Annotated in this window: 19 protein-coding genes and 2 tRNA genes; all 21 read right to left on the bottom strand. The window is 67.2% G+C overall.

Annotated elements, in window-relative coordinates; all coding sequences use genetic code 11:
• Positions 1-52: 52 nt before the first annotated feature.
• A tRNA-Met gene (locus WCD84_RS03985) sits at positions 53-129 on the bottom strand.
• Positions 130-207: 78 nt separating this feature from the next.
• Positions 208-1656, bottom strand: coding sequence for an NADH-quinone oxidoreductase subunit NuoN (gene nuoN, locus WCD84_RS03980; RefSeq protein WP_343280506.1), 1449 nt, complete (start codon positions 1654-1656; stop codon positions 208-210).
• Between the two features lie 28 nt (positions 1657-1684).
• A complete protein-coding gene (locus tag WCD84_RS03975; protein WP_343280505.1) occupies positions 1685-3196 on the bottom strand; it encodes an NADH-quinone oxidoreductase subunit M in 1512 nt (503 codons plus the stop codon).
• Positions 3197-3209: 13 nt separating this feature from the next.
• A complete protein-coding gene (gene nuoL, locus WCD84_RS03970) occupies positions 3210-5276 on the bottom strand; it encodes an NADH-quinone oxidoreductase subunit L (protein WP_343280504.1) in 2067 nt (688 codons plus the stop codon).
• A 13-nt stretch (positions 5277-5289) separates the two neighbouring features.
• A complete protein-coding gene (gene nuoK / locus WCD84_RS03965; protein ID WP_343255756.1) occupies positions 5290-5613 on the bottom strand; it encodes an NADH-quinone oxidoreductase subunit NuoK in 324 nt (107 codons plus the stop codon).
• Positions 5613-6266, bottom strand: a complete 654-nt coding sequence (locus WCD84_RS03960; protein ID WP_343280503.1) for an NADH-quinone oxidoreductase subunit J — start codon at positions 6264-6266, stop codon at positions 5613-5615. The genes nuoK and WCD84_RS03960 overlap by 1 nt, the downstream gene beginning before the upstream one ends.
• 3 nt (positions 6267-6269) lie before the next feature.
• Entirely contained in the window at positions 6270-6758 is a 489-nt protein-coding gene (gene nuoI / locus WCD84_RS03955) for an NADH-quinone oxidoreductase subunit NuoI (RefSeq protein WP_343255754.1), read from the bottom strand.
• Positions 6758-7867, bottom strand: coding sequence for an NADH-quinone oxidoreductase subunit NuoH (nuoH, locus tag WCD84_RS03950; protein WP_343278360.1), 1110 nt, complete (start codon positions 7865-7867; stop codon positions 6758-6760). Before nuoH ends, nuoI begins: the two co-directional genes overlap by 1 nt.
• Positions 7864-10110, bottom strand: coding sequence for an NADH-quinone oxidoreductase subunit NuoG (gene nuoG / locus WCD84_RS03945; protein WP_343280502.1), 2247 nt, complete (start codon positions 10108-10110; stop codon positions 7864-7866). Before nuoG ends, nuoH begins: the two co-directional genes overlap by 4 nt.
• The gene (gene nuoF, locus WCD84_RS03940; protein ID WP_343278362.1) at positions 10107-11453 is read right to left on the bottom strand and encodes an NADH-quinone oxidoreductase subunit NuoF; all 1347 of its coding nucleotides are present in this window, start codon (positions 11451-11453) and stop codon (positions 10107-10109) included. The genes nuoG and nuoF overlap by 4 nt, the downstream gene beginning before the upstream one ends.
• Positions 11454-11467: 14 nt before the next feature.
• Positions 11468-11995 carry an NADH-quinone oxidoreductase subunit NuoE gene (gene nuoE / locus WCD84_RS03935; protein WP_343255750.1) on the bottom strand — a complete coding sequence of 176 codons (528 nt, stop codon included), beginning with the start codon at positions 11993-11995 and terminating at the stop codon, positions 11468-11470.
• Complete coding sequence (locus tag WCD84_RS03930) at positions 11992-13290, bottom strand: NADH-quinone oxidoreductase subunit D (RefSeq protein WP_343280516.1); 1299 nt, start codon at positions 13288-13290, stop codon at positions 11992-11994. The genes nuoE and WCD84_RS03930 overlap by 4 nt, the downstream gene beginning before the upstream one ends.
• Before the next feature lie 2 nt (positions 13291-13292).
• On the bottom strand, positions 13293-14081 hold the full coding sequence (locus WCD84_RS03925) for an NADH-quinone oxidoreductase subunit C (RefSeq protein WP_343280501.1): 789 nt from the start codon (positions 14079-14081) through the stop codon (positions 13293-13295).
• A complete protein-coding gene (locus WCD84_RS03920) occupies positions 14074-14661 on the bottom strand; it encodes a NuoB/complex I 20 kDa subunit family protein (RefSeq protein WP_343280500.1) in 588 nt (195 codons plus the stop codon). Before WCD84_RS03920 ends, WCD84_RS03925 begins: the two co-directional genes overlap by 8 nt.
• On the bottom strand, positions 14652-15008 hold the full coding sequence (locus WCD84_RS03915) for an NADH-quinone oxidoreductase subunit A (protein ID WP_343255747.1): 357 nt from the start codon (positions 15006-15008) through the stop codon (positions 14652-14654). The genes WCD84_RS03920 and WCD84_RS03915 overlap by 10 nt, the downstream gene beginning before the upstream one ends.
• 84 nt (positions 15009-15092) lie before the next feature.
• Positions 15093-15177: transfer RNA gene (locus WCD84_RS03910), tRNA-Leu, on the bottom strand.
• Between the two features lie 55 nt (positions 15178-15232).
• Complete coding sequence (gene secG, locus WCD84_RS03905) at positions 15233-15676, bottom strand: preprotein translocase subunit SecG (RefSeq protein WP_343280499.1); 444 nt, start codon at positions 15674-15676, stop codon at positions 15233-15235.
• Between the two features lie 25 nt (positions 15677-15701).
• Positions 15702-16454 carry a triose-phosphate isomerase gene (gene tpiA, locus WCD84_RS03900; RefSeq protein ID WP_343280498.1) on the bottom strand — a complete coding sequence of 251 codons (753 nt, stop codon included), beginning with the start codon at positions 16452-16454 and terminating at the stop codon, positions 15702-15704.
• A gap of 79 nt (positions 16455-16533) precedes the next feature.
• On the bottom strand, positions 16534-17487 hold the full coding sequence (locus WCD84_RS03895; protein WP_343280497.1) for an isopenicillin N synthase family dioxygenase: 954 nt from the start codon (positions 17485-17487) through the stop codon (positions 16534-16536).
• Between the two features lie 197 nt (positions 17488-17684).
• Entirely contained in the window at positions 17685-19070 is a 1386-nt protein-coding gene (glmM, locus tag WCD84_RS03890) for a phosphoglucosamine mutase (RefSeq protein WP_343255743.1), read from the bottom strand.
• Entirely contained in the window at positions 19067-19963 is an 897-nt protein-coding gene (gene accD, locus WCD84_RS03885) for an acetyl-CoA carboxylase, carboxyltransferase subunit beta (protein ID WP_343255742.1), read from the bottom strand. Before accD ends, glmM begins: the two co-directional genes overlap by 4 nt.
• Between the last annotated feature and the right edge of the window lie 37 nt (positions 19964-20000).

Raw genomic sequence — 20000 nt, 5'->3', positions numbered from 1 at the left:
GCACAAAAGCAAACGGCGCCCCTGTTTCCAGGAACGCCGCCGCAGGTATAAATGGTAGCGGGGGCAGGATTTGAACCTGCGACCTTCGGGTTATGAGCCCGACGAGCTGCCAGACTGCTCCACCCCGCACCAGAGCCGACTATTATGAAGCAGAGTCGGATTTCTTGCAAGCCATGATCGCACTTCGCGACATGGCCATGCCTTCGATCAGGCGAACGCCGCCTGGCACCACGCCATCACCGGGTTCCAGGCAATGCCCAGCACCAGCAGCGCAAGCGCATTGGCGCCGAACAGCAGCTTCAGCGGGCCGTTGTCACGTACTTCGATGGCCACGCCTTCGGGCTCGTCGAAGTACATCACCTTGATCACGCGCAGGTAGTAGAACGCACCCACCACCGCGAACACGATGCCGACGATCGCAAGCCACAGCATGTCGCCGCCGATCGCCGCGCGCAGCACCACCAGCTTCGCCCAGAAGCCGAGGAACGGCGGCACGCCGGCCAGCGAGGCCATGATCACAAGCACCATCGCCGCCATCCACGGGCTGCGGGCGTTGAGACCCTTGAAGTCGCTGATGCGGTCGGCTTCGAAGCCGCGCCTGGACAGCATCACGATGGCGCCGAAGCCGGCCGCGGCCATGATCGCGTAGCTGATGGCGTAGAACATCGCCGCCGCATAGCCCTCGGCGTCGCCGCCTGCCAGGCCCAGCAGCAGGAAGCCGACGTGCGACACCGTCGAGTACGCAAGCATGCGCTTGAGGTTCGTCTGGGCGATCGCGAACACGTTGCCGACCACCAGCGACAGCGCGGCAAGCAGGGCCACCATCACCTGCCACTGGTCCTGCAGCGGGCCAAGGCCGGACTCGAGCAGCCGGTATGCCATGCCGAACACGGCGAGCTTGGGCGCGGAGCCGATGAACAGGGTCATCGGCGTGGGCGCGCCGTGATACGCATCGGGAAGCCACATGTGGAACGGCGCTGCGCCGAATTTGAAGCAGACACCCACCACCAGGAACACGGTGCCGGTCAGCAGCAGGGTACGGGTACCGCCGTCGACGATGGCCGCAGCATTGCTGATCGTTGCCAGGTCCAGGCTGCCGGTGGCGCCGTAGACCAGCGACATGCCGAACAGCAGCAGGCCCGAGGCCAGCGAGCCGAGCACGAAGTACTTCATTGCGGCTTCCGAGCCGGTCGCGTTGTCGCGGTCGAAGGCGACCAGCGTGTACTGGCACAGCGCGAGCAGCTCGAGGCCGACGTAGATCGTGGTCAGGTTCGGCGCGGAAACCAACAGCATCATGCCGAGCGTGGCGAACAGCATGAGCACCGGCAGCTCGCCCTTGTACAGGCCGCGCTCGCGCATGAACGGCCAGGCATAGCCCAGGGCCATCGCGGTCAGCAGCAGGATGCACACCTTGAGCACGTCGGCAACGGTGTCGCGGACGAACATGTCGGCCAGCACCATGCCGTGGCCACCCACGCCCATCACGATCATCGCCGCGGCGCCAAGCAGCACCACCACGGCAAGGCCGTGGGTCACCACGCGGCGGCGCTCGCCCATGAACAGGTCCAGCATCAGCAGCGCGAACGCGCCGATCACCACCACGAACTCGGGCGCCAGCGGCGCGAGGTCGGCCAGCGTCCGGACGGGAGGGGTCATAGCTCCAGGCATCATCGCGTCGTGTTCCTCAAAGCTTGCTGTTGGCGAGCATGCCCGCCAGCTGCGCGATGGACGGTTCCATCAGGTCGGTCAGGGGCCTGGGCCAGAGGCCGATCAGCAGCACGCCGGCGGCAAACACGCCCAGCACCAGGGCTTCGCGGCCGGTGATGTCCTTCATCGCGGCAACGTGCGAGTTGCCGACCTCGCCGTACATCACGCGCTTCACCAGCCACAGCGTGTAGCCGGCGCCCAGGATCAGGGTCAGGGCGGCCACGAAGGCGATCAGGGGATGGCTCTGGAACGAGGCCAGGATGACCATGAATTCGCCAACAAAGCCCGAGGTACCCGGCAGGCCCGAGTTGGCGAAGGCGAACAGCACGAAGAACGCTGCAAACCAGGGCATGACGTTGGCCACGCCGCCGTAGTCGCTGATCCTGCGCGTGTGCATGCGGTCGTACAGCACGCCCACGCAGGTGAACATCGCGCCTGAAACAAAGCCGTGCGAAACCATCTGCACCATCGCGCCCTGCAAGCCGAGTCGCGCGGCCTCCGGGTTGCTGTCGCGCACCAGCGCGAAGGCGATGAAGATGCCCAGGGTGACGAAGCCCATATGCGAGACCGACGAGTAGGCGATCAGCTTCTTCATGTCCTGCTGGACCAGCGCCACCAGGCCGACGTAGATCACCGCCACCAGCGACAGCGCGATCACCAGCCATGCCCATTCGTGGCCGGCGTCGGGGACGATCGGCAGGCTGAAGCGCAGGAAGCCGTAGCCGCCGATCTTCAGCATGATCGCCGCCAGGATCACCGAGCCGCCGGTGGGCGCTTCGACGTGCGCGTCCGGAAGCCATGTGTGCACCGGGAACATCGGCACCTTGACCGCGAACGCGATTAGGAAGGCGAAGAACAGCCACATCTGCTCGGTGGCGTCGAGCGGCAGCGCGTACAGGTCGGAAAGCTGCCAGCTGCCGGCCTGCAGGTACAGATACACCAGCCCGACCAGCATGAACACAGAGCCGAGGAAGGTGTACAGGAAGAATTTCACCGACGCGTATACGCGCCGCGGGCCGCCCCAGACGCCGATGATGATGAACATCGGGATCAGCATGCCTTCGAAGAAGACATAGAAAAGCATCGCGTCCATCGCCGAGAACACGCCGATCATCAGGCCCTCGAGGATCAGCATCGCCGCGTAGTACTGGCTGACGCGCTTGTCGATCGAGGTCCAGGAACTGATGACCACCAGCGTGGTGACCAGGGTGGTCAGCAGGATCAGCGCGACCGAGATGCCGTCGGCACCCAGGTGGTACTGGATGTCATAGGCCGGGATCCACTCCCGGGCCTCGACGAACTGCATCGTGGCCGCCGCCGCCGAAGCGTCGTAGCCGGTGAGCAGCGGGATGCTGATCGCGAACGCCACCAGGGCGATCGCCAGCGACAGCCAGCGCGCGGCGCCGGCACGATTACCAAGAGCGAGCACCAGCGCGCCGCCGAAGATCGGCAGCCAGATGAGGATGCTGAGGAGAGGCCAGTTCGACACGTATCGTCTTCCGTCAGGTCCAGTAGTGGATGAGCACGGCCAGGAGCACGATCAGGCCGACGATCATCGCGAATGCATAGTCGTACAGGCGCCCCGACTGCAGGCGGCGGACAACGCCCGCAAGCAGGCCGACGCCGCCGGCGGTACCGTTCACGAGCACGCCGTCGACCACCTTGCTGTCGACCGCGTTCGACGCCTTGCCAAGCTGCAGGCTGCCGCCCGCCAGGCCACCGATCCAGAAATCGTCGGCCCAGTACTTGTTCTCCAGCACCTTCACCGGCAGCGCGAACACGCGGCGTGCCTTCGCAGCCAGCTCCGGGCGCCACCAGTACATGACGGTCGCGAGGGCGAAGCCGGCGAACGTCAGCCAGAACGCAGGCGTCATGAAGCCGTGCAGCGCGAATGCGACCGGACCATGCCAGAGGTCGGCGGCCACCGCTGCGAGGGTGTCGTTCTGCGGCAGAAGGTCGATGGCGCCGAGGAAGAACGGCATCACCTGCTCCGTACCCGACCAGTCGGTGCCGAACAGCATCGGGCCGGCGGTGAAGAAGCCGATCGCGATCGACGGGATCGCCAGCAGCACCAGCGGCAGGGTCACCACCCAGGGCGACTCGCGCGGTTCGTGCGCGCCGTGGTGGCCGTGGTCGTCATCAGGGCCGTGCCCGTGGTCATCGGCGTGCGCGTCGCGGAAGCGCTCGCGCCCGAAGAAGGTCATGTACAGCAGGCGGAAGCTGTAGAACGAGGTCACGAACGCGCCCAGCAGCACCGCCCAGTAGCCATAGGTACCGATCCAGCCCATGCCTTCGGCACCGTATTTGGCGGCCTCGATGATCGTGTCCTTGGAGTAGAAGCCGCTGAAGAACGGCGTCGCCACCAGGGCCAGGGTACCGATCAGCATGGTGATGAAGGTCACCGGCATGTACTTGCGCAGGCCGCCCATGCGGCGCATGTCCTGCTGGTGGTGCATGGCGATGATCACCGAGCCCGCGCCGAGGAACAGCAGCGCCTTGAAGAAGGCGTGGGTCATCAGGTGGAACACCGCGGCCGAGTACGCCGACACGCCCAGCGCCACGGTCATGTAGCCCAGCTGCGACAGCGTGGAGTACGCAACCACGCGCTTGATGTCGTTCTGCACGATGCCGATCAGGCCGGTGAAGAAGGCCGTGGTGGCGCCGATGAAGAGGATGAACTGCAGCGCGGTCTGGCTGAGTTCGAACAGCGGCGACATGCGCGCCACCATGAAGATGCCGGCGGTGACCATGGTCGCGGCGTGGATCAGCGCCGAGATCGGGGTCGGGCCTTCCATCGAGTCCGGGAGCCACACGTGCAGCGGCACCTGCGCCGACTTGCCCATGGCGCCCACGAACAGGCAGATGCAGATCACCGTCGCGACCGACCAGGCGTGGCCTTCGAAGATCTCGACCATCTGGCCGCCGCCGATCGTCGGGCCGGCGTTGGCGAACACGGTCGCGTAGTCGAGCGTGCCGAACCAGTACGCGACGCCGGCGATGCCCAGCAGCATGCCGAAATCGCCGACACGATTGACCAGGAAGGCCTTCAGGTTCGCGAACACCGCGGTCGGGCGCTTGAACCAGAAGCCGATCAGCAGGTACGACACCACGCCCACCGCTTCCCAGCCGAAGAACAGCTGCAGGAAGTTGTTGGCCATCACCAGCGCCAGCATCGAGAAGGTGAACAGGCTGATGTAGCTGAAGAAGCGCTGGTAGCCCGGGTCGTCGGCCATGTAGCCGATGGTGTAGATGTGCACCAGCAGCGACACGAAGGTCACCACCACCATCATCATCGCCGTCAGCCGGTCGACCAGGAAGCCGATGTGGATCTCGTAGCCGGCGACCTGGAACCAGGTGTAGAGGTTCTCGTTGAAGGGCGATGCGCCCTGCCCCATCAGCTGCCACAGCACGTAGCACGACAGCGCGCAGCTGATCGCCACGCCGAGGATGGTGACCGACTGTGCCCCGACGCGGCCCACCTGGCGGCCGAACAGGCCGGCGACGATGGCGCCGAACAGCGGCGCCAGGACGATCGCGAGCAGTACGCTCTTGGAGAGAACGATTTCCATGCCAGGCATTTCGTCAGCCCTTCAGCGTGTCGAGTTCGGCGACGTTGATGGTGCGCCGGTTGCGGAACAGGGTGACCAGGATCGCGAGGCCGATCGCGGCCTCGGCCGCGGCCACGGTGAGGATGAAGAACACGAACACCTGGCCGGCGGCGTCGCCGAACTCGCGCGAGAACGCGACGAAGTTGATGTTCACCGAGAGCAGCATCAGCTCGATGCACATCAGCAGGATGATCACGTTCTTGCGATTGAGGAAGATGCCCGCGACGCTGATGCAGAACAGCGCGGCGGCAAGCGCGAGGTAGTGTCCGAGGGCGAGGCCCTGGCCGAGGAACTCCATTACTTCTCCTCCCCGTCGGTGCCGGCATTGGCCGCCGGCGCGTCGTCGGCGACGTGCACGGAGCTGGGCATGTCGACCATGCGCAGGCGGTCGCCGGGACGCGTACGCACCTGCACGCCGGGAATCTGGTGTTTGGTGCCCTCGCGGCGGCGCAAGGTCAGCGTGACCGCGGCGATCACGGCCACGGTCAGGACCACCGCGGCGATCTCGAACGGCAGCAGGAAGTCCGTGAACAGCCGCCGGGCGATCCACACCGTGTTGGGCACGCCCTCGGCCTCGATCGGATCCGCCGCGAACGGCGTCTCGACGAAGGCCATGATCCCGATCAGCGACAGCAGCTCCAGCAGCATCACCACCGCCACGAGCAGGCCCACCGGCAGGTAGCGCACGTAGCCCTCGTTGATCGGCGCCAGGTCGACGTCGAGCATCATCACCACAAACAGGAACAGGACCATCACCGCGCCGACGTAGACCAGCACCAGGGCGACGCCCAGGAACTCGGCGCCGGCGATGATCCAGGTGACCGCCACGCTGAAGAAGGTCAGCACCAGGAACAGGGCCGAATGCACCGGGCTGCGCGAGCCGATCACGCCGACCGCGGCGGCCACCGCAACGGCCGCGAATGCAAGGAATGCGAGCTGTACGAAGTCCATGGCTTACCTGTATGCCGCGTCGGCGGCGCGACGCTCTGCGATTTCCGTTTCGAGGCGGTCGCCCAGCGCCAGCAGCTGCGACTTGGTGACGACGTTCTCGCCACGGTTCTCGAAATGGTATTCGTGGATGTGGGTCTCGACGATCGAGTCCACCGGGCACGACTCCTCGCAGAAGCCGCAGAAAATGCACTTGAACAGGTCGATTTCGTAGCGCGTGGTGCGCCGCGTGTTGTCCTCGCGCTGTTCGGAATCGATGGTGATGGCCAGCGCCGGACACACGGCCTCGCACAGCTTGCAGGCGATGCAGCGTTCTTCGCCGTTCGGGTAGCGGCGCAGCGCGTGCAGCCCGCGGAAGCGCGCGGACTGCGGGATCTTCTCCATCGGGTACATCATCGTGTACTTGGGGCGCCAGAGGTACTGGAACGTCAGCTTCAGGCCGCTGATGATCTCGATCAGCAGCAGGCTCCTGGCCCAGGAAACGAACTTGCCCATCACGCACCTGCCTCGAACACGCCGAAGTACGCCATCAACGCCGTCACCGCGATCCAGGCGATGGACAGCGGAATGAACACCTTCCAGCCCAGGCGCATGATCTGGTCGTAGCGGTAGCGCGGGAACGTCGCGCGGGACCAGACAAAGCAGCTGGCGAAGAAGAACATCTTGGCAAACAGCCACCACCAGCCGTCACCCAGCAGCACCGAGAGCACCGGGATGTCGGGGACCCAGGCCGCCGGGATCGGCGACAGCCAGCCGCCAAGGAAGAAGATCACCGTGAGAATGCTCACCAGCAGCATGTTCGCGTACTCGGCCAGGAAGAACAGCGCGAACACCGCGCCCGAGTATTCGACCATGTGGCCGGCGACGATCTCGCTCTCGCCCTCGACGACGTCGAAGGGCGCGCGGTTGGTCTCGGCCACGCCTGACACGAAATAGATGATGAACAGCGGCAGCAGCGGCACCCAGAACCACTCGAGGAAGCCGGAGTTGCCCGACTGCGCCATCACGATCTCGCTGAGGTTGAGGCTGCCTGCGGCAACCATCACGCCGACCAGGGCGAAGCCCATCGCGATCTCGTAGCTCACCACCTGCGCCGCCGATCGCATCGCGCCCAGGAAGGCGTACTTCGAGTTCGAGGCCCAGCCGGCGATGATCACGCCGTATACGCCCAGCGAGGTCATCGCCAGCAGGTACAGGATGCCGGCGTTGGCATTGGAGAGCACCAGCTGCGCATCGAACGGCACCACCGCCCAGGCCGCGAACGCCGGCGCCAGGGTGATCAGCGGCGCCAGGATGTACAGCACCTTGTGCGCTTGCGCCGGCTGGATGACTTCCTTGAACAGCAGCTTGAAGACGTCTGCGAAAGCCTGCAGCACGCCGAAGCCGACGTACATCGGCCCGTGGCGCACATGCATCCAGGCGATCAGCTTGCGCTCCCAGACCACGTAGAAGGCGACGGCGATGATCACCGGCATCGCGATCGCCAGGATCAGCAGCACCAGCCAGATGACGGTGCCGATGGCGCCGAGCGAATCGAGCCAGGCGCGGAAGGGTTCGAGCCAGCCGAGGAGCACGGTGCTCGTATTGGTCGTCGTCGTGCTCATGCGGCCTCCACCCGCACCGCGCCGGTGCCGAGCGCCGCGGTGGCGCCATAGCCGGATTCGATCAGGGCGGCGCCGCGGGCCACGCCGGTGCTGACGGCCACCTGCAGGGTTCCCGTTCCGGTGCCATTGGATACGCGCGCCATGGCGCCCTCACGCAGGCCTGCGGCGGATGCATCGTCGGGGTTGAGCGTGATGCGCGGACCAACCGTGAGCGGGTGCGCCTGGAGGGCAGCGGCGCGACGGGTCACGCCGTCGACGCGGTAGATCGCCTGCGACACCGCCAGCTCGAGGCCTTCGCCCGCGGCTGCAACGGCTTCACCGCGTGCGACGTCGACCTGGCGCGGCACCATCAGCGCACGCGCACCGGCGAAGTCGGTGAAATCGAAGCCGTCGAGGCCGAGGAGGCCGCCAAGCGCACGGAGTGCCTTCCAGCCCGGACGCGCTTCGCCCGGCAGCTTGCCGCCGGCGACGCTGCGCTGGTCGCGACCGTCGACGTTGGTCAGGGTGGCGTCGAGCTCGGGCAGCAGTCCGATCGGCAGGATCACATCGGCAACGCGGCGCGTGGATGCGCACGCGAAGTGGCTGAAGGCCACCACCTGCGCAGCACCCAGGGCCTGCATCGCCTTCGCCTGGTCGGCGAAGTCCAGCCCCGGCTCGATGCCGTAGAGGACGTAGCCGGCGCGCGGCTGGGCGAGCATGGCGCCGGCGTCACGCGAGGCCGGCAGCACGCCGTGGCGGGCAAGCCCGACCGCGTTCGCGCCCTGTGGCACGCGGCACAGCGCGGCGTTGATTCGACCGGCGAAACCGGCCGCGGCGGTGCGGATTGCGGCGGCGTGGATACCGCATTCGGCAACCGCGCCCACGATGACGACCGGCCGCGCAGCGCCCTGCAGCGCATCGGCCAGTTCGGCGGACGCCAGCGCATCGGCGATCTTCGACGGCGCCACGATCGCCTTGTGGCTGATATCGAAGGTGAAGTCGAAGTCCACCGGATTGACCACGTGCACCTTGGCACCCGCGCGCCATGCCTTGCGGACGCGCTGGTGGACCAGCGGCAGCTCATGGCGCAGGTTGCTGCCGACGATGACGATGGCGTCGGCCTTCTCGATGTCGTCGACCGGCATGCCGAAGACCTCGGCCACGGCGCCGTCGGAGAGGTCATGCTGGGCGATGCGGTGGTCGAGGTTGCCGGTGCCCAGGGCCTCGGCCAGGCGGGCGACCAGGGCACCCTCCTCGTTCGAGGTTGCCGGGTGCACCAGGATGCCGAGGTCGTCGGCGGCGTTGTCGCGCAGGATCTGCGCGGCCTTCGCCAGCGCTTCGTCCCAGCTCGCCTCGCGCCAGTCGGCATCGTCACCGTTGCTTGCTACGCGCAGCAGCGGACGCATCGCGCGATCCTCTGCGTACAGGCCCTGGTGCGAATAGCGGTCGCGGTCGGACAGCCAGCACTCGTTGACCGCTTCGTTGTCGCGCGGCACCGTGCGCATCACTTCGCCGCGGCGGGTGTGCAGGAACAGGTTGCTGCCGAGCGCGTCGTGGTAGCCCAGCGACTCGCGCGCGATCAGCTCCCAGGGACGGGCGCGGAAGCGGAACACCTTGTTGGTCAGCGCGCCCACCGGGCAGACGTCGATCACGTTGCCCGAGAGCTCGGTGGTCAGCGGCTTGCCGTCGTAGGTGCCGATTTCGAGGCTCTCGCCACGCTGCATGCCGCCCAGCTCGTAGGTCCCGGCGATTTCCGCGGTGACGCGGATGCAGCGCGTGCAGTGGATGCAGCGCGTCATCTCGGTGGCCACCAGCGGACCGAGGTCCTCGTCGGCGACCGAACGCTTGCGCTCGACAAAGCGGCTCACCGAGCGGCCGTAGCCCAGCGACAGGTCCTGCAGCTCGCACTCGCCACCCTGGTCACATACCGGGCAGTCGAGCGGATGGTTGATCAGCAGGAACTCCATCACGTTGCGCTGCGACCGCAGCGCCTTTTCGCTGCGCGTCTGCACGCGCATGCCGTCCATCACCGGCGTGGCGCAGGCCGGCGCAGGCTTGCCCATCTTCTCAACGTCGACCAGGCACATGCGGCAGTTCGCCGCGATGGCAAGCTTGTCGTGGTAGCAGAAGCGCGGGATCGGGATGCCGGCCTTGTCGGCGGCCTGGATGATCATCGAGCCCTTGGGCGCGGCCATCTCCACGTCGTCGATGAAGACGGTGACGTGGTCGGGCGGCAGGTTCGGGTTCACCGGCTGCGCGCTCATGCCGCGACCTCCGGGTTGGCGTCGACGATCGAGCGGCCGTGCTCGATGAAGTATTCGAATTCGTGCCAGAAGTGGCGCAGGAAGCCCTGCACCGGCCATGCGGCCGCTTCACCGAAGGCGCAGATGGTGTGGCCCTCGATCTGGCCGGCGGACTCGCGCAGCATCTCGACGTCGGCCATCGTGGCCTTGCCCTCGACCATGCGCGACACCATGCGGTACATCCAGCCCGTGCCTTCGCGGCAGGGCGTGCACTGGCCGCAGGATTCCTGCCAGTAGAAGCGCGAGATGCGCTGGCAGGCGCGGACCATGCAGGTGCTGTCGTCCATCACGATCACCGCACCCGAACCCAGTCCGGAACCCGCCTTCTGCAGCGCGTCGTAATCCATGGTCAGGCCCATCATGGTGTCGCCCGGCAGCACCGGCATCGACGAGCCGCCCGGGATCACGCCCTTGAGCGTGCGCCCCGGGCGCAGGCCGCCGGCCATTTCCAGCAGGTCGGCGAACGAGGTGCCGAGGCGGACTTCGTAGTTGCCCGGCTTCATCACGTGACCGGACACCGAGAAGATCTTGCAGCCGCCGTTGTTGGGCTTGCCCAGGCCGGCGAACCACTCGGGGCCGTTGCGGATGATCGCCGGCACCGAGGCATAGGTTTCGGTGTTGTTGATCGTGGTCGGCTTGCCGTACAGGCCGAAGTTGGCCGGGAACGGCGGCTTGTAGCGCGGCTGGCCCTTCTTGCCTTCCAGCGACTCCATCAGCGCGGTTTCTTCGCCGCAGATGTAGGCGCCGGCGCCCAGCGCGTTGTGGATGTCGATGTCCACGCCGCTGCCGAGGATGTCACGGCCCAGCCAGCCGTGCGCATAGGCCTCGGCCAGCGCCTCTTCAAGATGCTCGAAGGGCTCGTGGTGGAACTCGCCGCGCAGGTAGTTGTAGGCGACCGTGGACCCGGTGGCGTAGCAGGCGATCGCCATGCCCTCGATCACCGAATGCGGGTTGTAGCGCAGGATGTCGCGGTCCTTGCAGGTGCCCGGCTCCGACTCGTCGGAGTTGCAGAGGATGTACTTCTGCACGTCGCCCTTGGGCATGAAGCTCCACTTCAGGCCGGTCGGGAAGCCGGCGCCGCCGCGGCCGCGAAGGCCCGACTGCTTGACCATCTCGACGACGTCGGCCGGCGGGATCTTCTCGCTCAGCAGCTTGCGCAGCGCCTGGTAGCCGCCGGTCTTCAGGTAGTTTTCGTACGACCACGGCTTGTCGAAATGCAGCGTGGTGTAGACGGCCTGGTGCTCCTTCGGCGCGGGGCCGACGGGGCCGTAGCCTTCGGAGACGTGGGTGTTGTGATGCGCCATGCCTGCGTCCAGCCTCACTTCAATCCGTCGAGCAGCTCGTCCACCTTCGCGGTGTCCAGCTTCTCGTGGTAATGGCCGTTGATCACGACCACGGGGGCGCCGCAGCACGCGGCCACGCATTCTTCCTCGCGCTTGAGGTAGACGCGGCCATCGGCGGTGGATTCACCCACCTTGCAGCCGAGCTTCTTCTCGGCGTGCGCGACCAGGTCCTCGGCACCGTTCAGCCAGCAGCTGATGTTGGTGCAGAAGGCGACGTTGTGACGGCCGACTTCCTTCGTCTCGAACATCGAATAGAAGGTCGCGACCTCGTACGCCCACACCGGCGGGATGCCGATGTAACCGGCCACGCCGGCGATGAGCTCGTCGGTCAGGAAACCGCCGTTCTGCTGCTGGGTGGCGAACAGGCCCTGGATCACGGCCGAACGCTTGCGATCGGGCGGGAACTTGGCCACCCAATGGTCGATGTGCGCGCGCGTCTCGTCGCTGAGCACGACCATCGGGTCGACATTGCGCGCGTTCTCGAAGTTGCCGGTTGCTTTCATCGGTCCACTTCTCCGAAGACGAGGTCATAGGTGCCGACCATCGCCACCACGTCGGACAGCATGTGTCCCTTCACCACGGCATCCATCGACGACAGGTGCGCGAAGCCGGGCGCGCGCAGGTGCACGCGGAAGGGCTTGTTGGCACCGTCCGAGACCAGGTAGCAGCCGAACTCGCCCTTGGGCGCCTCGACGGCCTGGTAGGTCTGGCCGGCAGGTACGCAATAGCCTTCGGAGAACAGCTTGAAGTGGTGGATCAGGGCTTCCATGTCGTCCTTCATCTCCTCGCGGGAGGGAGGGGCGACCTTGAAATTGTCGACCATCACCAGGCCAGGATTGGCGCGCAGCCAGTCCACGCACTGGGCGATGATGCGGTTGGATTCGCGCATCTCGGCAACGCGCACCAGATACCGGTCGTAGCAATCGCCGTTGGTGCCCACCGGGATCCTGAAGTCGACCTGGTCGTACTTCGCGTAGGGCTGCTTCTTGCGCAGGTCCCACTCGATGCCCGATCCGCGCAGCATCACGCCCGACATGCCCAGGGCCATGGCCTGCTCCGGCGGAATCACGCCGATGCCGACGGTGCGCTGCTTCCAGATGCGGTTCTCGGTCAGCAGGGTCTCGTATTCGTCGATGCGCGACGGGAAGTCCTTGGTGAACGCTTCCAGGAAGTCGAGCATCGACCCTTCGCGCCACTCGTTGAAGCGCTTGAGCTTGGCGCCCTTGCGCCACGGCGACTCGCGGTACTTCGGCATGTGGTCGGGGAGGTCCCGGTACACGCCGCCGGGGCGGTAATAGGTCGCGTGCATGCGCGCGCCGCTGACCGCCTCGTAGACGTCCATCAGCTCTTCGCGCTCGCGGAACGAGTACAGCATCACCGCCATCGCGCCGAGGTCGAGGCCGTTGGAGCCGATCCACATCAGGTGGTTCAGCAGCCGCGTGATCTCGTCGAACATCGTGCGGATCCACTGCGCCCGCTCCGGTGCCTCGATGCCCAGCAGCTTCTCGATCGCGAGCACGTAGGCATGCTCGTTGCACATCATCGACACATAGTCGAGGCGGTCCATGTAGCCGATCGACTGGTTGAACGGCTTGGACTCCGCCAGCTTTTCCGTGCCGCGGTGGAGCAGGCCCACGTGCGGATCGACGCGCTGCACGACTTCGCCGTCCATTTCCAGGATCAGGCGCAGCACGCCATGGGCAGCCGGATGCTGGGGACCGAAGTTCAGCGTGTAGTTGCGGATCTCCTGGCGCGCCTCCGCCGGGTTGCTGGCCAGCAGTTCGCTTGGGGGCTGCATGCTCACTTGGCGTCTCCTGCCGGCGCGACGCCGCGCACGGGACCGACCTTCAGGTCGCGTGCCTCGCCGCGCGCGGTCGCGAGACGGGCGTCGTCGCGGATCACGCGAGGCACCAGCACGCGCGGCTCGACCGAAGTCACCGGCTCATAGATCACGCGCTGCTTTTCGGCGTCGTAGCGGACTTCGACGTTGCCGATCAGCGGGAAGTCCTTGCGGAACGGATGGCCGATGAAGCCGTAGTCGGTGAGCAGGCGCCGCAGGTCGGGATGGCCGGGGAACACGATGCCGAACATGTCGAACGCCTCGCGCTCGAACCAGTTCACGCCTTCCCAGACGTCGCACAGGGAGTCGACCATCGGCAGCACATCATCCGGCGCATGGCAGGTCACGCGCAGGCGGCGGTTGTTGGCGATCGAAAGCAGCTGCACCACGACCGAAAAGCGGTTCTCGGGCAGCGGGATCGCGCCAACGCCATCGGGATCATCAAGCTGCTGGCTGGGCGTCTCGCCGTAGCGGAAGCGGCCGGGACCCTTGCCCTCGACGCCGCGGCTGAAGCCCTCGGAGGAGGAATTGGTGTCCCACTCGTCGGTGCCGTAGCCCAGGTGGTCTACGCCACAGAGGTCGATCAGGACCTCGAAGCCGAACTCGTCGCGCAGCACGCGGCAGCCTTCGCGCCATTCGGCGGCGCCCAGCACCAGGCCGACTTCGCCGCGCGGCAGCGCGACCTCGACGAAGCCCTGCGGGAAGCGCGCGTGCAGGCGCGTGGCAAACGCCGTCGCGGACTCAGACATTGCGCTGTCCCGTCTTTACGTCGCCGAAGTTGGTGGAACGGCGGATCTTGCGCTGCAGCTGCAGGATGCCGTGCACCAGGGCCTCGGCCGTCGGCGGGCAGCCCGGCACGTAGATGTCGACCGGCACCACGCGGTCGCAGCCGCGCACCACCGCGTACGAGTAGTGGTAGTAGCCGCCGCCGTTGGCGCAGCTGCCCATGGAGATGACCCACTTGGGGTTGGGCATCTGGTCGTAGACCTTGCGCAGCGCCGGGGCCATCTTGTTGACCAGGGTGCCGGCCACGATCATCACGTCGGACTGGCGCGGCGACGGACGGAAGATCACGCCGTAGCGGTCCATGTCGATGCGCGCAGCGCCCGCGTGCATCATCTCCACCGCGCAGCAGGCCAGGCCGAAGGTCACCGGCCACATCGAACCGGTACGCGCCCAGTTGAGCAGGATGTCCGAACTGGTGGTGACAAAGCCCTGCTCGAGCAGCGGATTCTCGCCCTCCGGTCGCAGGATGTCGTCGACGCGCCCCTCGGGCAGCGGGTTGCTCGCCGCATTCGCAAGGCTGCGGGCCGCCTGGATCACTCCCATTCGAGCGCTCCCTTCTTCCAAACGTAAATGAAACCGATCAGCAGCATGCCGACGAAAATGCCCATCTCGATCAGGCCAAGCACGCCGAGTTCGCGGAACACGGTGGCCCAAGGCACGATGAAGATGATTTCCAGGTCGAAGACGATGAACTGGATGGCGATCAGGTAGTAGCGGATGTCGAACTGCATCCGCGAGTCTTCGAACGGGGCGAAGCCGCATTCGTAGGCCGTGAGCTTCTCGGCGTTGTAGAACTTCGGGCCCAGGGCATTGCCTATGACGACCAGGGCAATGCCGATTCCGGTGGCGACAAACAGAAACAGCAGGGTCGGCAGGTATTCGGCCAGCACGGTGTTCCCTCGGCTACGGGGTGCATGCGCGCCCCTTTGCTAGGTGCCAGGCGCGACCGTGACCGGCCGCGCCTGGCGCTTGTATGGTGCCCAAGGGGGGACTCGAACCCCCACGACCTAAGCCGCTACCACCTCAAGGTAGTGCGTCTACCAATTCCGCCACCTGGGCAAATTTTTACACTGTCTCCGCACGCTTGTACGAAGGCGCGATATTGTAATCGCTATCAGCCGCCCTGCGGGACTTCCTGCCCCGTTTCCCCCTGTGCGGGGGGCGGTACGGCGGGCGGCTGGGCCTCGGGCGCGGCCGGGACCGCGGAGCCGGGTGCCGCGGGCGCCGTGCCCGGAGCCGCAGGCACTTCGCCGGGGGCCGCGGGCGCGGAGGGGATTTCGGACATCACGCCCAGGTCCACCGCGGAAGGGCCCGCCTGGGTTGCCATCCTCGTGGCCTGCCAGGCCATGAACAGGGTCAGCGCGAAGAACACGATGGCCAGCCACTTGGTGGACTTGCTGAGGAAGTTGGAGGCGCCACGCGCACCGAAGACGGTGGCGGATGCACCGCCGCCGAAGCCCGACCCTGCCTGTGCGCCCGCGCCACGCTGCATGAGGATCAGCGCGATCAGCGAGAGGGCGACGAGCACGAAGGCGATATTGAGGATGAGTTGCAGCATGGTTCCGTTCTCTTGGGCCCGGCGGTCAGCGCGCCGCCGCGGCCACGATGGCCATGAAGTCCGTGGCCACCAGCGAGGCTCCGCCGATAAGGCCTCCATCGACGTCGGCCATGGCGAACAGCTCGGCGGCGTTGGCGGGCTTCACACTGCCGCCGTAGAGGATCGGCAGTGAATTTCCAATGGTAGCACCCCGTGCGGCAACCTCGCTACGGATGAACGCATGGACCTCCTGCGCCTGCTGCGGCGTGGCGGTCAGCCCGGTGCCGATGGCCCACACCGGCTCGTAGGCGACCACGGCGGTTTCGAAGCCTTCCGCGCCCACGAGATCGAGCACCGGGCGCAGCTGGCCGGCGATCACCGACTCGGTCGAGCCGCCTTCGCGGTCTTCGCGCGACTCGCCGACGCAGAGGATCGGGCGCAGGCCGGCAGCCAGCGCCGCGGCGAACTTGCGCGCGACCAGCGCGCTGTCCTCGGCGTGGTACTGGCGCCGCTCAGAATGACCGACCAGCGCGAAGCGCGCGCCGACGTCGGCCAGCATCGCGGCGGAGATTTCGCCGGTGTATGCGCCATCGGCATGGGCGCTCACGTCCTGCCCGCCGAAGCCGATGCCACGCGCGCCCCAGGCGGACACGAGGCCTTCCAGATGGGTCGCAGGCGGCAGCACCACGATGTCCACGCCAGCGGCCGGCAGGCCCGCGGCCATGTCGGCCAGCAGGGTTGCGGCGGAGCCGCGGCTGCCGTTGAGCTTCCAGTTGCCGGCGACGATGCGTGCGCGCATGTTCAGACCTCGGGATATGGCGGGGCCGCAGAGTCTAGGCCTTCGCGCACGTTCCTGCATGCGCGCGCAGCACCCGCGCTCAGGCCAGCTTGATCTCGCGCAGCCGCTCTTCCAGGTAGCCGTGGGCCGTGATCGGCTCCGGGTAGCGGCTGGGGTTGTCGGCGGTCACGCAGGAAGGCAGCACGTCGATCAGGAAGTCCGGGTTCGGATGCAGGAAGAACGGCACCGAATAGCGCGGCTGGCGCGCAAGTTCGCCCGGCGGATTGACCACGCGGTGGATCGTGGACGGATACACGTGGTTGGTCAGGCGCTGCAGCATGTCGCCGATATTGACCACGATGGTGTCGGCGTCGGCGGTGAACGGCACCCACTCGCCCTCGTGCGAACGCACCTCGAGGCCGGCGGCGCTGGCGCCGACCAGCAGCGTGATCAGGTTGATGTCGCCGTGGGCGCCGGCGCGCACGTTGGGGATGTCGTCGGCGGTGATCGGCGGGTAGTGGATCGGGCGCAGGATCGAATTGCCGAAGTCGGTCTTGTCGGCGAACCAGTGCTCCGGCAGGTCGATGTGCAGGGCCAGCGCGCGCAGCACCTGCGAGCCGAGCGCATCCAGCGCCTGGTAGAGCGCATAACCCTTGTCGCGGAACGTCGGCACCTCGGCCGGCCACTGGTTGGGCGGCATCACGTCGCGGTAGCCGGAGTCATCGGCGATCTCGCGGCCGATGTGCCAGAACTCCTTGAGGTCGAAGTGCTTCGAATCCTTCGCCGTCTCCACGCCAAAGGGCGTGTAGCCGCGGGCACCGCCGCCGCCGGGCACGTGGTAGGCCTTCTTGGCATCCTCGGGCAGCGCGAAGAAGGCCTTGAAGGCCTCGTAGGCTTCGGCGATCAAGTCCTGCGGGATGCCGTGGTTGCGGATGCCGGCAAAGCCCCACTCGCGGTACGCGGCGCCCAGCTCATCGACGAAGGCCTGGCGGTCTTCCGGGCTGGCGGGATGGGTGAAGCGGCGGATGTCGAGGGTGGGGATTCGCGGTGCCATGGTTCGCTCAGGAAGGCGCGCCCGGGGTGGGGACGCTGAAGGCCCATGATACCGCCCGCATTCGCCCGGTTGCGCCGTTCCTGCCCAGCCTTTCCGTCGCTGCATGGGAGCCACCCCAAGGTCGATCGCGGCCACGGCCGCTCGCACATGTGCATCGCCCAGGCGACCGGCTGCGGTCGCTCCCACATGCGCGCCACTCAGGCGACGGCGCGCACCGCGGCGGCAAGCTGCTCCAGGGTCGCTGTCACCAGCGCCTCGTCATCGGCTTCGACGGTCACGCGGACCACGGGCTCGGTGCCCGAAGGGCGCAGGAACGCCCTGCCCCGCCCTTCCACGGCGCGCTGGGCTTCGGCCAGCGCCGCCTTGACGCTGTCGACCTCCACCGGCCGCGAACCGCTGGCGACGCGCACGTTGATCGTGCGCTGGGGCACCTTGCGCAGGTCGCGCAGGGCATAGGCCAGGGACATGCCTCGCCGGTGCAGCACTTCCAGCACCTGCAGGGCGCTGACGATGCCGTCGCCGGTGGTGGAGCGGTCCAGGCACAGCAGGTGGCCGGACGCCTCGCCGCCCAGGACGCCGCCGCGCTCCACCAGGGCCTGGTGCACATAGCGGTCGCCCACCCTGGTGCGGATGAACTCGATGTCGCGGGCGGCCAGCGCCTGCTCAAGCGCGAAGTTCGTCATCAGCGTGCCGGCCACGGGGCCGCGCAGGCGGCCGCTTTCCTTCCAGTCGCAGGCCAGCAGGTAGACCAGGTCATCGCCGTCGCGCACCTGGCCGTCGCCATCGACGAACACCACCCGGTCGCCGTCGCCGTCGAAGGCGATGCCGAGCTCGGCCCCGGACTCGCGCACGCGCGCGGCCAGGCCTTCAGGCCAGGTGGAGCCGACGCCGTCGTTGATGTTGACGCCGTTGGGGTCGACGCCGATGGTTTCGACCCGCGCGCCCAGCTCGCGCAGCACCATCGGCCCGATCTGGTAGGTGGCGCCGTGCGCGCAGTCGACCACGATGCGCATGCCGTCGAGATCGAAGCTGCGCGGCACCGACCCTTTGCAGGCCTCGACATAGCGGCCAACGGCATCGCGGGTGCGGATCGCCTTGCCGAGCCTGTCGGAGGCCACGGTGCGAAAGGGCTGGTCCAGCGCCGATTCGATGGCAAGTTCGGTGGCGTCGTCGAGCTTCTCGCCCATGGCCGAGAAGAACTTGATGCCGTTGTCGTGGTGCGGGTTGTGCGACGCCGAGATCACGATGCCGCCGTCGGCCCGCATCGAGTGCGTGAGGTGCGCGACCGCCGGCGTCGGCATCGGCCCCATCAGCTGCACGTCGACGCCTGCAGCGACCAGGCCGGCCTCGAGCGCGGCCTCGAACATGTAGTTCGAGATCCGCGTGTCCTTGCCGATGATCACCACCGGCTTGCGCCACTCGCCGCCGTCCTTGACGCGTGCGGTCAGCGCGTGGCCGTAGGCGTTGCCCAGGCGCAGCATGAAGTCGGCCGAGATCGGGCCTTCGCCGACCCGTCCGCGGATGCCGTCGGTGCCGAACCAGCGGCGCGCGCCGCCGGCTGTCGCACTGCGCTGCGCGCTCATTGGGCGGCCTCGTCGGCCTGCTCGGCGGGCGGCGCCGGCTGGCGCATCAACATCGCCAGCAGCGAAGCAATGCGCGCGCGCAGCTCGCGGCGGTCGCAGATCTGGTCGATGGCGCCGTGCTCGACCAGGAACTCGGAGCGCTGGAAACCTTCCGGAAGCGTCTCGCGCACGGTCTGTTCGATCACGCGCGGGCCGGCGAAGCCGATCAGGGCCTTGGGTTCGGCGAGGTTGATGTCGCCGAGCATCGCGAACGACGCCGAGACGCCGCCGGTGGTCGGATGGGTCATCACCGAAACATAGGGAAGCCCCGCCGCGCGCAGGCGGCCGAGCGCGGCCGAGGTCTTGGCCATCTGCATCAGCGAAAACAGGCTCTCCTGCATGCGCGCGCCGCCGCTGGCGGAGAAGTTCACGAAGGGCGAGCCGATCTCGAGCGCGCGTTCGGCGCCCAGCGTAAAGCGCTCGCCCACGACCGAACCCATCGAGCCGCCCATGTAGGCGAAGTCGAATGCGCTGGCCACGATCGGGCTGCCTTTCAGCCGGCCTTCCATCGCGATCAGCGCGTCGCGCTCGCCGGTGGCTTTCTGCGCGGCCTTGATGCGGTCGGCATAGCGCTTCTGGTCACGGAAGCGGAGTACGTCGACCGGGCCGAGCGCGGCGCCGATCTCGCGGCCGCTGCCGGCGTCGAGGAAGGCGGCCAGCCGCGCGCGGGCGCGGATGGGCATGTGATGGGCGCACTTCGGACAGACCTCGAGGTTCTCCTCAAGCTCCGGGCGGTAAAGCACCGCGCCGCAGCTGTCGCACTTCTCCCACAGCCCCTCGGGCACGCTGCGCTTGCGTGCGGGGCCGCCCTCGGTGCGGATGCGGGCAGGCATGATTTTCTTCAGCCAGGACATGCGTTTGCTGTGATCCTTTGCGGACTGGGCCGCGAAC

Origin of the sequence: Luteimonas changyuni, assembly GCF_039548395.1 — a bacterium.
In the GTDB taxonomy this organism is placed as follows: Bacteria; Pseudomonadota; Gammaproteobacteria; order Xanthomonadales; family Xanthomonadaceae; genus Luteimonas.
This window is presented reverse-complemented; position numbering and strand designations above follow the sequence as displayed.